At 61.7% G+C, this 13878-nt stretch carries 14 protein-coding genes; 10 read left to right on the top strand and 4 right to left on the bottom strand.

The genetic code is table 11. The features are described 5' to 3' along the window. Positions 1–91: 91 nt before the first annotated feature. Positions 92–1186: an iron-sulfur cluster carrier protein ApbC gene (gene apbC, locus U873_RS0118560; protein WP_025129662.1), complete on the bottom strand. Its 1095-nt coding sequence runs from the start codon at positions 1184–1186 to the stop codon at positions 92–94. Between the two features lie 296 nt (positions 1187–1482). Between apbC and metG the strand changes: the two genes are divergently transcribed. The 8 genes from metG to U873_RS0118520 all read left to right on the top strand — a co-directional run bounded on the left by metG (position 1483) and on the right by U873_RS0118520 (position 8554). Beyond that, on the top strand, positions 1483–3528 hold the full coding sequence (gene metG, locus U873_RS0118555) for a methionine--tRNA ligase (protein WP_025129661.1): 2046 nt from the start codon (positions 1483–1485) through the stop codon (positions 3526–3528). A gap of 130 nt (positions 3529–3658) precedes the next feature. After that, positions 3659–4240, top strand: a complete 582-nt coding sequence (locus U873_RS0118550; protein WP_025129660.1) for an Rnf-Nqr domain containing protein — start codon at positions 3659–3661, stop codon at positions 4238–4240. Beyond that, positions 4237–5445: an electron transport complex subunit RsxB gene (rsxB, locus tag U873_RS0118545; RefSeq protein ID WP_025129659.1), complete on the top strand. Its 1209-nt coding sequence runs from the start codon at positions 4237–4239 to the stop codon at positions 5443–5445. Before U873_RS0118550 ends, rsxB begins: the two co-directional genes overlap by 4 nt. Beyond that, a complete protein-coding gene (locus tag U873_RS0118540; RefSeq protein ID WP_025129658.1) occupies positions 5432–6424 on the top strand; it encodes an RnfABCDGE type electron transport complex subunit D in 993 nt (330 codons plus the stop codon). Before rsxB ends, U873_RS0118540 begins: the two co-directional genes overlap by 14 nt. Beyond that, positions 6421–7032 carry an RnfABCDGE type electron transport complex subunit G gene (locus U873_RS0118535; protein WP_025129657.1) on the top strand — a complete coding sequence of 204 codons (612 nt, stop codon included), beginning with the start codon at positions 6421–6423 and terminating at the stop codon, positions 7030–7032. The genes U873_RS0118540 and U873_RS0118535 overlap by 4 nt, the downstream gene beginning before the upstream one ends. Then, the gene (locus U873_RS0118530; protein WP_025129656.1) at positions 7025–7621 is read left to right on the top strand and encodes an Rnf-Nqr domain containing protein; all 597 of its coding nucleotides are present in this window, start codon (positions 7025–7027) and stop codon (positions 7619–7621) included. Before U873_RS0118535 ends, U873_RS0118530 begins: the two co-directional genes overlap by 8 nt. 7 nt (positions 7622–7628) lie before the next feature. Further along, entirely contained in the window at positions 7629–8267 is a 639-nt protein-coding gene (nth, locus tag U873_RS0118525) for an endonuclease III (RefSeq protein WP_025129655.1), read from the top strand. A 107-nt stretch (positions 8268–8374) separates the two neighbouring features. Beyond that, the gene (locus U873_RS0118520) at positions 8375–8554 is read left to right on the top strand and encodes a PA3496 family putative envelope integrity protein (protein ID WP_025129654.1); all 180 of its coding nucleotides are present in this window, start codon (positions 8375–8377) and stop codon (positions 8552–8554) included. A gap of 144 nt (positions 8555–8698) precedes the next feature. Here U873_RS0118520 and U873_RS0118515 read toward each other — a convergent pair whose 3' ends face one another. From U873_RS0118515 to U873_RS0118505, 3 genes are all read right to left on the bottom strand, one after another. Continuing rightward, positions 8699–9325 carry a response regulator transcription factor gene (locus U873_RS0118515; RefSeq protein ID WP_025129653.1) on the bottom strand — a complete coding sequence of 209 codons (627 nt, stop codon included), beginning with the start codon at positions 9323–9325 and terminating at the stop codon, positions 8699–8701. Positions 9326–9710: 385 nt separating this feature from the next. Further along, positions 9711–10928, bottom strand: a complete 1218-nt coding sequence (locus U873_RS0118510) for an argininosuccinate synthase (RefSeq protein WP_025129652.1) — start codon at positions 10926–10928, stop codon at positions 9711–9713. Between the two features lie 129 nt (positions 10929–11057). Continuing rightward, a complete protein-coding gene (locus U873_RS0118505) occupies positions 11058–11972 on the bottom strand; it encodes an OmpA family protein (RefSeq protein WP_025129651.1) in 915 nt (304 codons plus the stop codon). 155 nt (positions 11973–12127) lie between these two features. Between U873_RS0118505 and pyrC the strand changes: the two genes are divergently transcribed. Next, a complete protein-coding gene (gene pyrC, locus U873_RS0118500) occupies positions 12128–13174 on the top strand; it encodes a dihydroorotase (RefSeq protein ID WP_025129650.1) in 1047 nt (348 codons plus the stop codon). After that, positions 13171–13842, top strand: a complete 672-nt coding sequence (gene rnt, locus U873_RS0118495) for a ribonuclease T (protein WP_011063110.1) — start codon at positions 13171–13173, stop codon at positions 13840–13842. Before pyrC ends, rnt begins: the two co-directional genes overlap by 4 nt. The last annotated feature ends 36 nt before the right edge of the window (positions 13843–13878 follow it).

Raw genomic sequence — 13878 nt, 5'->3', positions numbered from 1 at the left:
CTGCCGTAAGAGCCGGCTTGCCGGCGAAAGCGATCTCGCGGACGCCTTCGCCGGCAAGCCGGCTCCTACATACAAGCAGCGGTCTCGGGTTTCAGTCGTCGCTGATGGTGATGTTGGGCATCGCCGGCGCAGCGGCTTCCTGCAATACGATGCGTGCTCCAACGTGCCGGGCCAGTTCCTGGTAGACCATGGCAATCTGGCTTTCAGGCTCGGCGATCACTGTCGGCTTGCCACCATCGGCCTGCTCGCGGATCAGCATCGACAGCGGCAACGAAGCCAGCAGTTCGACATCGTACTGGCTGGCCAGCTTCTCGCCGCCGCCTTCGCCGAACAAGTGCTCGGCATGGCCGCAGTTGGAGCAGATGTGCACCGCCATGTTTTCCACCACGCCCAGCACCGGGATGTTGACCTTGCGGAACATCTCCACGCCCTTGCGCGCATCCAGCAGCGCCAGGTCCTGCGGTGTGGTGACGATCACCGCGCCGGCCACCGGGACTTTCTGCGCCAGGGTCAGTTGGATATCGCCAGTGCCCGGCGGCATGTCGATCACCAGGTAGTCGAGGTTGCCCCAGTCGGTCTGGGTCACCAATTGCAGCAGGGCCCCGGAAACCATCGGGCCACGCCAGACCATCGGCGTGTTGTCGTCGGTAAGGAAGGCCATGGACATGACCTCGACCCCATGAGACTCGATCGGCACGAACCACTTCTGGTCCTTGATCTTCGGCCGGGTGCCTTCGGCGATGCCGAACATGATGCCCTGGCTCGGACCGTAGATATCGGCGTCGAGAATCCCCACCTTGGCGCCTTCGCGGGCCAGGGCCAGGGCCAGGTTGGCGGCGGTGGTGGACTTGCCCACGCCGCCCTTGCCGGACGCCACGGCCACCACGTTCTTCACGTTGGCCAGGCCCGGGATCTGCGCCTGGGCCTTGTGCGCGGCAATCACGCTGGTAATCTCGACCTTGGCCGAAGCGACCCCGTCCAGGCCCTCGATGGCCAGTTGCAGCATCTGCGCCCAGCCGCTCTTGAACAGGCCGGCGGCATAACCCAGCTCCAGCTGGACCGTGACCCGGTCGCCCTGGACCTCGATGGCCCGCACGCAACCGGCGCTGACCGGGTCCTGGTTCAGATAAGGGTCGGTGTATTGGCGAAGAACGGCTTCCACCGCTGCGCGATTGACGGCGCTCATGGGCAACTCCGATAACAAGACTGGAAAATCAGCCGGCTATCCTACGCCGCCGACTCCTTCGTGGCGAGGGAGCTTGCTCCCGATGGGCTGGCCGGCCCGCGCCAGTGCCTGCCGACCGCTCTTCTGGGCAGATGACCGGCTCAGGCGCCGTGGTGGTCGCACAGCCGGGCGGGAGCCGGGGCCGGTGTCAGCAAGCCTCGACCCGCCTCCAGGCCAGAAGGACGCCCCGAAGGGTGAAAAATCCGCGCCGGCGCTTTATAGTGGCCGACCTCCGTTTCATCAAGTAGCCGAGCCCCATGTCCGAGCCACGCAAGATCCTCGTCACCAGCGCCCTGCCCTATGCCAATGGTTCCATCCACCTTGGCCACATGCTTGAGTACATCCAGACCGACATGTGGGTGCGCTTCCAGAAGCTACGCGGCAACCAATGCATCTATGTCTGCGCCGACGACGCACACGGCTCGGCCATCATGTTGCGCGCGGAAAAGGAAGGCATCACCCCGGAACAGCTGATCGCCAACGTCCAGGCTGAACATTGCGCCGACTTTGCCGAGTTCCTGGTGGACTTCGACAACTTCCACTCCACTCACGCCGAAGAAAACCGTGAGCTGTCGAGCCAGATCTATCTCAAGCTGCGGGATGCCGGGCACATCGCCACGCGCTCCATCACTCAGTATTTCGACCCGGAAAAGAAAATGTTCCTGGCCGACCGCTTCATCAAGGGCACCTGCCCGAAATGCGGCACTGAGGACCAGTACGGCGACAACTGCGAAAAATGCGGCGCCACCTATGCCCCCACCGATCTGAAGGATCCGAAGTCGGCGATCTCCGGCGCCACTCCGGTGCTCAAGGATTCCCAGCACTTCTTCTTCAAGCTGCCGGACTTCCAGCAGATGCTGCAGACCTGGACCCGCAGCGGTACCCTGCAAGACGCCGTGGCCAACAAGATCGCCGAGTGGCTGGACGCCGGCCTGCAGCAGTGGGACATCTCCCGCGATGCGCCGTACTTCGGCTTCGAGATCCCGGACGAGCCGGGCAAGTACTTCTACGTGTGGCTGGACGCGCCGATCGGCTACATGGCCAGTTTCAAGAACCTCTGCGCCCGTCGTCCGGAACTGGACTTCGACGCGTTCTGGGCCAAGGACTCCAGCGCCGAGCTGTACCACTTCATCGGCAAGGACATCGTCAACTTCCACGCCCTGTTCTGGCCCGCGATGCTCGAAGGCGCCGGCTACCGCAAGCCCACCGGCATCAACGTTCACGGCTACCTGACCGTCAACGGCCAGAAGATGTCCAAGTCCCGCGGCACCTTCATCAAGGCGCGGACTTACCTCGAGCACCTGGCACCGGAGTACCTGCGCTACTACTACGCCTCCAAGCTGGGCCGTGGTGTCGACGACCTGGACCTGAACCTCGAAGACTTCGTGCAGAAGGTCAACTCCGACCTGGTGGGCAAGGTGGTCAACATTGCCAGCCGTTGCGCCGGTTTCATCCACAAGGGCAACGCCGGGCTGATGGTTGACAGCAACGCCGCTCCCGAGCTGACCGAGGCTTTCCTGGCCGCCGCACCGAGCATCGCCGACGCCTATGAAGCCCGCGATTTCGCCCGCGCCATGCGCGAGACCATGGCCCTGGCCGACCGTGCCAACGCCTGGATCGCCGACAAGGCGCCTTGGGCGCTGAACAAGCAGGAAGGCAAGCAGGATGAAGTCCAGGCCATCTGCGCCACCGGTATCAACCTGTTCCGCCAACTGGTGGTTTTCCTCAAGCCGGTGCTGCCGCTGCTGGCCGCCGACGCCGAGGCGTTCCTCAACGTTGCGCCGCTGACCTGGAACGATCACCAGCAACTGCTGGCCAACCATCAGCTCAATGAATTCAAGCCGCTGATGACGCGGATCGACCCGGTAAAAGTGCAAGCCATGACTGACGCCTCGAAAGAAGACCTCGCCGCCAGCCAGACCGACACCGGCGGCCCTAAAGGCAACGGTGAACTGCTGAAGGACCCGCTGTCGGCGGAAATCGACTTCGATGCCTTTGCCGCCATCGACCTGCGTGTCGCCTTGATCGTCAAGGCCGAAGCCGTGGAAGGTGCCGACAAGCTGCTGCGCCTGACCCTGGATATCGGCGACGAACAGCGCAACGTGTTCTCCGGCATCAAGAGCGCCTACCCTGATCCGTCCAAGCTCGATGGTCGCCTGACCATGATGATCGCCAACCTCAAGCCACGGAAAATGAAGTTCGGCATCTCCGAAGGCATGGTGATGGCCGCCGGCCCTGGCGGTGAAGAGATCTACCTGCTGAGCCCGGACAGCGGCGCCAAGCCTGGCCAGCGGATCAAGTAACCCATCATGCTGGACCCGGTCCCCCCGTTGCGCCTTGGCGTAACGGGGGGATTTGCATATCTGCCCCCCCTGCGCCCGCGTGGGAGTTTGCCTATTCTTGAGGAACAGCCTGCTCGCCCCGGCACCGATCATGACCCATCTCCTGCTCACCCTTGTCAGCACCGCCCTGATCAACAATTTCGTGTTGCAGTGGCCGCTGGGCGTCGATCCACTGCTGCAAACGCCTGCTGGCACGGCTCGGCAGCGGGTCCACGCCCTGGGCCTGGCCACCACGGTGTTGATGCTGATCAGCGGTGTCCTCGGCCATGCCCTTTATCGTGGGCTGCTGCTGCAATGGGGGCTGGAATCCCTGCAGTTGTTCGTCTGGCTGCCTTTGAGTGTCCTGTTGATCAAGCCACTGCTGGGGTTGCTGGCCCGGGCCTTGCCCAAGCTGGCGTTCGACGGACTCTGGCCGCTGCTGCTGGGGAATGCCGGAATGCTCGGGCTGTTGCTGTTCGCCGCTCGGGACAACCTTGACCTGGCCACCGTCGCCGCCATGAGCCTGGGGGCGGGGCTGGGTTTCTGGCTGGTACTGAGCCTGTTCAGCGATCTGCGCCAGCGTATTTCCAACAACGATGTTCCGCTGCCCTGGCGCGGCCTGCCGATCGACCTGATCAGCGCTGGCCTGCTGGCAGTGGCGTTCCTCGGTTTCAACGGACTGATCAAAACATGAGTCTGATTCAACGCATCGATGCGCTCCTGCCCCAGACCCAGTGCGGCAAGTGCGGCCATCCCGGATGCAAGCCCTACGCCCAGGGCATCGCCAACGGCGAGGCCATCAACAAGTGCCCGCCCGGCGGCCGGGAAACCATCGCCGGGCTGGCCCAACTGCTCAAGCTGCCCGTGCTGGAACTGGATCACAGCCGCGGCGAAGCCCCGGCGCAGATCGCCCATATCCGCGAAGCCGAATGCATCGGCTGTACCAAGTGCATTCAGGCCTGTCCGGTGGACGCCATTGTCGGCGCGGCCAAACTGATGCACACCGTACTCATCGACGAGTGCACCGGCTGCGACCTGTGCGTGGCGCCCTGCCCGGTGGACTGCATCGACATGCTTCCCCTGCCTGCCGCTTCCAAGGTAATGCCAATTGTCGGCGGCCTCGCCAACAGCACCGAGCAGTTGCAGGCCCGAGCCGCCAAACGCGATCACGCCCGACGTCGCTTCGAGCAACGCAATGACCGCCTGCAACGGGAAGAAGCCCGGCGCCTGGCCGAACGCCAGGCCCGAGCGCAACGTGCCACGCAGACGGACAACAACAGCCACAACCCGGTCCAGGCGGCTATTGAGCGGGTTCGCGCTCAGAAAGCCGCAGCAGCCGATGCGGCGTTGAAAAAAGCCAAGATCGAAGTGGCCATGAGCCGAGCGCAGTTGAACAAGTCCCTCAAGGCCTTTGGTCACCCCCCCACCTTCGAACAGCAGACGCAACTGGTCAGCCTGCAACGCCAGTTTGAAGCCGCCGAGGCTGCGTTGGCCCAGCTCGAGGCCGAGGCGCCCCCTGCACCGCCACCAACAGCCGGCGATGCCAATCTCAAGCGCGCGAAGATCCAGCTGGCAACGCGCCGCGCCGAGCTGAAAAAAGCCCAGGCCACCGAGGCTTCGAGTACCGAACTGGAGGTCCTGAGCACTGCCTTGGCTGCGGCCGAGCAGGCGCTGCACGCCGCCGAGGCCGCCAGTGGAAAACCGGCACCGGTACTCACCCGGATCGACAAGCGCCCGATCGATCCACACTTGCGGCAGTTGAAAACCCAACTGGCCTATGCCCGCGCCGACCTGAACAAGCTTCAGCGTCAGGCTGACACCAGTGCCGAGCAACTGGCCCAGGCCCAGGCCCGCCTGAGTGAAATCGAGCGCCAGGTAAATGACCATGCTCCTAGCTGACGGAGTCGACCCACGCCTGCGCCAGGCCATGCAGCGAGTGCTGCTGGCCACCACGCCAGGGCTGTTGATACTCCTGTGGCTGTACGCTTGGGGCCCCTTGCTCAACCTGCTGCTGGCAATCAGTGGCGCCCTGGCCATGGAGGCGCTGATCCTGGTCCTGCGTCAACGCCCGCTGCTGCCCAGCCTTGGCGATGGCAGTGCGCTGGTCAGCGCCACCCTGCTGGCCTTGGCCTTGCCCCCCTACTGCCCCTGGTGGCTACCACTGAGCGCCGCCGCCAGCGCCATCCTCTTCGGCAAACAGCTGTACGGCGGTGTCGGCCAGAACCCCTTCAATCCGGCAATGCTCGGCTACGCCCTGGCCTTGCTGTGCTTCCCGCAATCGATGACCCACTGGCCCAGCGCTCATGCCCTGGACCTGTTCGCAGGCCTGCAGCAGGTCTTCGGCTTCGGCAGCGACCTGCAACCGGATGCCTGGGTCCAGGCCACGGCCCTGGACAGTCTGCGGATCAACAAGAGCCTGACCATCGACGAGCTTTTTGCCAGCAACGCCGCCTTCGGCCATCTCGGTGGCCGCGGTGCCGAATGGGTCAACCTCGGTTTCCTCGCGGGTGGACTGTTCCTGCTGCAACAACGGGTCATCAGTTGGCAGGCGCCAGTGGGCATGCTTGCCAGCCTGGCGCTGGTCAGCCTGCTGTGCTGGAACGGCTCGGGCTCCGACTCCCATGGCTCACCGCTGTTTCACCTGCTCAGTGGTGCCAGCATGCTCGGGGCATTCTTTATCGTCACCGAGCCGGTGTCCGGCCCCCGAGCGGCGAAGGCCCGCTTGCTGTTTGGCATGGGAGTCGGCCTGATCACCTACCTGATTCGCACCTGGGGCGGCTACCCGGACGGCGTTGCATTTGCCGTGGTACTGATGAACCTGGCGGTGCCTGCATTGGAGCGCCTCTGTGCAACGGACCAGGAAGGCACCCTTTCATGAAAAACCTGCGCGGCCTGATCCTGCTGCTGATGCTCGCCGCCCTCGGGGCGGGTGCCACCCTGTGGCTGGATCACGCCGCCGCGCCGCGGATCGCCGCCGAGCAAAGGGCCTTGCAGGCCCGCAAGTTCCTGGATCTGCTGCCCCCCGGCAGCTATGACAACCAGCCACTGGATCATCCGCTGCCCCTGGCCGATGTGCAGTTGGCCAACAGCCGCCTGCTCGATGGCTACCTGGCCACGCGCAGGGGCCAGCCCAGTGCATGGCTGTTGCGTAGCCAGGTCACCGGCTACGCCGGCCCTATCGAGCTGCTGATCGCCATTGACGGCAACGGGCGCCTGCTGGGCAGCAAGACCCTGAGGCAGGATGAAACCCCGGGACTCGGCGCGCGCATCGCCGAACAGCCCAATGCCTGGCTGCAAGGCTTTCTCGGCAAGTCCCGCAATGACCCGGGCGATACCGGCTGGGCCTTGAAAAAAGACAGCGGTCAATTCGATCAGATTGCCGGCGCCACCATCACTTCCCGCGCCGTGATCAGCGCCCTGCACGATGCCCTGCGCTACTTCGACGAGCACCACGAGCAACAGCTCCCGGGAGCACTCCATGAATAAGCCGCTGGCATTGCCTGGCCTGCTGATGCTTGCCCCGCTGATCGGGGCCACGGACACCTGGGTCAAGGCTCTGGGCATGACCCTGGCCTTTATCCTGATGATCTGCGCCTTCGGGGCCGGCATGCAGTTGCTGCGTGCGCATCTCGAAGTGCGCCGCCAAGGGCTCGCCAGCCTGCTGCTCAGCGCCACCCTCGGCAGTTGCCTGTGGCTGGCCATGCAGGCCTGGAGTTATGAATTGCATCAGCAACTCAGCCTGTATCTCGGCCTGCTGGCCCTGCAATGCGTGATAGTGGAGCAGGCGGGGTTGTTCCAGCACCCAGACCGTCTGCGCCTGGCCAGCGGCTTCTGTAGTGCGTTGATCCTGCTCGGAGCCCTGCGCGAACTACTGGGTACAGGCGCCCTGGGCAGCCACCTGGGTTGGCTCGCCGGCCTGCCTGGTGATGGCAGCGGCTGGGTCCTGCTGCCGGAAGGCGGATTGCGCCTGCTGACCCTGGCCCCCGGGGGTTTTATCCTGTTGGGCCTGATAGTGGCCGCCAAGCAGGCTTGGGCCCCCTCATCGCCCCTCAACCGACCGCCTTCGAGGAAATGAACCACCCATGAATGCTGCCAAACGCCTGGAAATCTTTCGTCGGCTTCACGAAGACAACCCCGAACCGAAAACCGAACTGGCCTATTCCTCGCCGTTCGAGCTGCTGATCGCGGTGATTCTCTCGGCGCAATCGACCGACGTCGGGGTCAACAAGGCGACCGCCAAACTCTTCCCCGTGGCCAACACCCCTTCGGCAATCTACGCCCTGGGCGTCGAAGGCCTGTCCGAGTACATCAAGACCATCGGCCTGTACAACAGCAAGGCGAAAAACGTCATCGAGACCTGCCGCCTGCTGGTGGAGCGCCACAACAGCGAAGTGCCCCAGACCCGAGAGGAGCTCGAAGCCCTGCCAGGGGTCGGCCGCAAGACCGCCAACGTGGTGCTCAACACCGCATTCCGGCAACTGACCATGGCGGTGGACACCCATATTTTCCGGGTCAGCAACCGCACCGGGCTGGCGCCGGGAAAGAACGTGGTGGAAGTTGAAAACAAACTGATGAAGTTCGTGCCCAAGGAGTTTTTGCTGGATTCCCATCATTGGCTGATCCTGCACGGACGTTATGTCTGCCTGGCCCGCAAGCCCCGCTGTGGCAGCTGTCGAATCGAAGACCTGTGCGAATACAAGCAGAAGACTTCTGACGATTGACGGAGCATTGATTTTATTGATGAGTCGATTGAAAAAATCTTTTTTACCCGCCAGGAGAATATCGATATAAGGAGCGCCAATGGCAGTCTTAGCCTGGAGTTGAACCTATGAGCACTGGCAAAGAACAACTGGACGCGGAAGACGACTTCGTAGCGGCTGAAACTGATGACGCCGAACCGGTAGTCGAAGTGGCAAAGACCAATCTGAGCAAACGCCGAACCATCGACAATCTCTTGGAAGAGCGGCGCTTGCAAAAGCAACTGGCCGACTACGACTTTGATCTCTAGTCGCAAAAAAACCTCCCAGTGGAGGTTTTTTTGTACCTTGTGTTCCTTGGAGCCTGGCCGGTCGGCGCGCTTGCCTGACCGACCATAAAGCCACTGAAACGGCCCGCTCCTATCACCGTTTCAGTGCGGCCCCAGACTAGCGACTCAGACCAATTGATGCCGCTGGGCAAACTCGATCAGATCGACCAATGAACGAGCATTGAGCTTGGCCAACAACCGGCGCTTGTAGGTACTGACGGTCTTGTTGCTCAGGCACAGCCCCTCGGCAATTTCCTTGTTGCTCATGCCATTGGTGAGCTGCTTCAAGACAATCAACTCACGTCCCGAAAGAAGTTCAATCATTTCTGCCTCGCTACTGACGCCCTGGCTTGAACGAAACGTGTGCAGGGCTTCATTGGGAAAGTAGCTGTACCCCGCCAGTACCGCGCGTACGGCACTGATCAGCTCGGTGATGTCCTGCTGCTTGCACACATAACCGGCGGCTCCGGCCTGCATGCAACGCATGGAAAAAGGCCCCGGAACTTGCAAGGTCAGCACCAGGATCTTGATCGGCAATCCCCTTTGCATCAGCCGCGTTATAACTTCAAGCCCGTCGAGTTGTGGCAACCCGATATCCAGGATCAAGATATCGGGAACGTATTCAAGAGCCAACTTCAGTGCATCCGTGCCGTTGTCTGCCTCGGCAACTACTTCGAAACCATGACGCTCCATCAACATGCGCACAGCCAACCGAATAACCGGGTGATCATCCACGATCAATACTCTTTTCATAGGTCCATCCAAGTCCTGAGAGTTATTTTTAGAGCCAGCACAATACCCCAGGGAAATGACCCTGGCACCGTTAAACACTGGGCTACGGCCCTACGAGGACTATCCTTACAAACAATACCGAATTGCCTTACAAAATAATTTAGGCAATGGCCATTCAACTTGATTAGCGCTTAGGATTAATCGCCTAGCAAACTACTTTCCGTACTAAAAACCCAACCATCAATAATAACTTTCAGTAATCGACCCGACTATCTAAGTAGCCGGCAGGCCAACTCCCTTTCGACTTTCACAAACAACTCACTGGGCAATGAAAACCGTGAATGCAGTTAACGCGGGCAAAAAAAAGCCCCGCTGCTAGCGGGGCTTCCTTGAATCACTCAACGCATCAGACCAGGGTCCGACCCTTGTTCGCAGCAATACGCATGCGCAGGGCATTCAGCTTGATGAAGCCCGCTGCGTCCGCCTGGTTGTAGGCGCCGCCGTCTTCTTCAAAGGTGGCGATGTTGGCATCAAACAGCGACTGATCGGACTTGCGACCGGTAACGATCACGTTGCCTTTATACAGCTTCAGGCGGACCACGCCGTTCACATGGGCCTGGGAGGCGTCGATCATCTGCTGCAGCATCAGACGCTCCGGGCTCCACCAGTAGCCGGTGTAGATCAGGCTGGCGTACTTGGGCATCAACTCATCTTTGAGGTGAGCCACTTCACGGTCCAGGGTGATGGATTCAATGGCACGGTGAGCGCGCAGCATGATAGTGCCGCCTGGGGTTTCGTAGCAGCCACGGGACTTCATGCCCACGTAACGGTTCTCGACGATGTCGAGACGGCCGATACCGTGTTCACCACCGATACGGTTCAGGGTCGCCAGCACGGTGGCCGGGGTCATTTCGACACCGTCCAGTGCGACGATGTCGCCGTTGCGGTAGGTCAGTTCCAGGTACTGCGGGGTGTCAGGCGCGTTCTCCGGAGAGACGGTCCAACGCCACATGTCTTCTTCGTGCTCGGTCCAGGTGTCTTCCAGCACGCCACCTTCATAGGAGATGTGCAGCAGGTTGGCATCCATCGAGTACGGGGATTTCTTCTTGCCGTGACGCTCGATCGGGATCGCGTGCTTCTCGGCATAGTCCATCAGCTTCTCGCGGGACAGCAGGTCCCACTCGCGCCATGGAGCAATGACCTTGACGCCTGGCTTCAAGGCATAGGCGCCCAGTTCGAAACGAACCTGGTCGTTGCCCTTGCCGGTCGCGCCATGGGAAATGGCGTCAGCGCCAGTTTCGTTGGCAATCTCGATCAAACGCTTGGCGATCAGCGGGCGAGCGATGGAGGTACCCAGCAGGTACTCGCCTTCATAAACGGTGTTGGCACGGAACATCGGGAAAACGAAATCGCGCACGAATTCTTCGCGCAGGTCGTCAATGTAGATCTCTTTCACGCCCATGGCTTGCGCCTTGGCACGTGCAGGCTCGACTTCTTCGCCCTGACCCAGGTCAGCGGTGAAGGTCACCACTTCACAGTTATAAGTATCCTGCAGCCACTTGAGGATCACCGAAGTGTCCAGGCCGCCGGAATACGCGAGAACGACCTTGTTTACGTCGGCCATGCCATCACTCCACGGGGTTGTACGGAAAGCCGCCAAGTCTACCGATCCACGCGGATAATTTACAGAGGCGCGACAGCTTAAGACGACCAGGCGACAGATTATGTCGAACGCGCGACGACGACCGCCTTGTCAGGAAGTCGCCGCGGCACTGGAACCGGAGGCAGCCTGAGGCGCGGGAGCCGGTTTTTCGGTTGGGGCGACCCGCTCCAGATGCACATTGACCCGGCGGTTCTTCGCCCGGTTCGCAGCATTGGTATTGGGCGCCAGGGGATAGCGCTCGCCATGAAAGCGCACCACGATCTGATTTTCCGTCAGGCCATTGGCCTTGAAGAACTCCATCACTGCCAGGGCGCGTCGACGAGACAGGTCGCGATTGGTCAGGCGGTTGCCACTGTTGTCCGAGTGGCCGTCCAACTCGACGTGATTGACCGTCGGGTCTGCCTTGATGAAGTCCACCATCACCTGCAACTTGGCCTTGGCCCGGGCATCCAGGTCAATGCCGCCTCCCGGGAAGCCGATCTCGGCCTGTTTGACCTGCTCGTAGTTCATCGGCAGCAGCTTGGCCATGCATCCTTGATAGTCGCTATAGGCCTTGCTGAACTTCACTGGCAGCAGGCGCACCTCGGAAATGCCACCCTCACGGGAGTAGTGACGAACAACCGGGCTGCGCCCCTCCAGCAGCCCCATAATCAAGCGTCCCGCCTGCATCTGGCTGCTGTTGAACAACACCCCGTCGGTACCGGCCTTGACCGCTCCGAGGTTGATATCACTACGCCCCGGCTGCCAGGGCGCCGCCGCCGCCAGCAGCGTCGCAGAGCCCCCCGCCTGCATCGGGTTGAAGCTCTTGAGACGGAAAATCGCCTGCTCACCGGCGCGGCGAACGAATTCGCCGGAACCGAAATCGGTGACCGGTTGAATCAGGCGGCACTCGAATTTATCGCCTTCGACCGTCCACTCAATGCTCTCCAGACGCGTCTGGAAAGTGAGAGCCATCGCGGGCAGGCTGGCAAACACACTGAGCAAGGCTAGATAACGCTGGCGCACGGGAGGCTCCACTGACGTGTACTACAAAAATTCTACAGGCGTTATTACGCCATACCTTCGGGATATCGGTTGCTCGTCGCAAAACTTGATAGCGAGTGCCTGGAAGAGTCTTTTCCGGTAGCATTCCCCCGAGTTTTACCCGCCTGGAACCTCCAATGTCCGACCGCCTGACCCTGCTGCGTCCCGACGACTGGCATATTCATCTTCGCGATGGTGCCGTGTTGCCCAATACAGTCGCAGATGTCGCGCGCACCTTTGGCCGCGCCATCATCATGCCCAACCTGGTACCTCCGGTGCGCAACGCCGCGGAAGCCGATGCCTATCGCCAGCGCATTCTCGCTGCGCGCCCGGCCGGCAGCCGCTTCGAGCCGCTGATGGTGCTCTACCTGACCGACCGCACCCAACCGGACGAGATCCGCGCAGCCAAGGCCAGCGGTTTCGTGCACGCCGCCAAGCTGTACCCGGCGGGCGCGACCACCAACTCGGATTCGGGCGTGACCAGCATCGACAAGATCTTCCCGGTACTCGAGGCCATGGATGAAGTCGGTCTGCCGCTGTTGATCCACGGCGAAGTGACCCGCGGTGACGTCGACGTCTTCGATCGCGAAAAAATCTTCATCGATGAACACATGCGCCGTGTGGTCGAACGCTTCCCCAACCTGAAGGTGGTGTTCGAACACATCACCACCGGTGAGGCCGTACAGTTCGTCAAGGAAGCTTCGGCCAACGTCGGCGCTACCATCACTGCGCATCACCTTTTGTACAACCGCAATCACATGCTGGTGGGCGGTATCCGCCCGCACTTCTATTGCCTGCCGATCCTCAAGCGCAACACCCACCAGGAAGCCCTGCTGGATGCGGCCACCAGCGGCAACCAGAAGTTCTTCCTCGGCACCGACTCGGCACCTCATGCCCAGCATGCCAAGGAAGCCGCCTGCGGCTGTGCCGGCTGCTACAGCGCCTATGCAGCCATCGAGCTGTACGCCGAAGCCTTCGAACAGCGCAACGCCCTGGACCAGCTGGAAGCCTTTGCCAGCCTCAACGGCCCGCGCTTCTATGGCCTGCCGGCCAATACTGATCGCATCACCCTGGTTCGTGAAGAATGGACCGCCCCTGCCAGCCTGCCATTCGGCGAGCTGACTGTCATTCCGCTGCGCGCCGGAGAAAAACTGCGCTGGCGCCTGCTGGAGGATCACTCGTGAGTGACGACCATTTCGACGACGAACAAGAAGGTAGCAGCGGCGGCCCCCGCCATCCCATGGCGGCGCGTTTTCGCGGCTACCTGCCGGTAGTCGTCGACGTTGAGACCGGTGGTTTCAACTCGGCCACCGACGCCTTGCTGGAAATTGCCGCCACCACCATCGGCATGGATGAAAAGGGGTTCGTGTTCCCGGAACACACCTACTTCTTCCGGGTCGAGCCGTTTGAAGGCGCGAATATCGAAGCCGCAGCCCTGGAGTTCACCGGGATCAAGCTCGACCATCCGCTGCGCATGGCCGTCAGTGAAGAAACCGCCCTCACCGATATTTTCCGCGGGGTGCGCAAGGCACTGAAGGCCAATGGCTGCAAACGCGCCATCCTGGTAGGTCACAACAGCAGCTTCGACCTGGGCTTCCTCAACGCCGCCGTGGCGCGCCTGGACATGAAGCGCAACCCGTTCCACCCGTTCTCCAGCTTCGACACCGCCACCCTGGCGGGCCTGGCTTACGGTCAGACCGTCCTGGCCAAGGCATGCCAAAGCGCAGACATCGACTTCGACGGTCGTGAGGCCCACTCGGCCCGCTACGACACCGAGAAGACCGCGGAGCTGTTCTGCGGCATCGTCAACCGCTGGAAGCAAATGGGCGGCTGGCAAGACTTCGACGATTGATTGCCAGCTCCAATCGCCTGCATAAAAAAACCGGCC

Origin of the sequence: Pseudomonas sp. PH1b (genome assembly GCF_000633395.1) — a bacterium.
GTDB lineage: Bacteria > Pseudomonadota > Gammaproteobacteria > Pseudomonadales > Pseudomonadaceae > Aquipseudomonas.
Note: the sequence above shows the minus strand (reverse complement) of the source record. Positions and strands in the feature narration are given on the sequence as shown.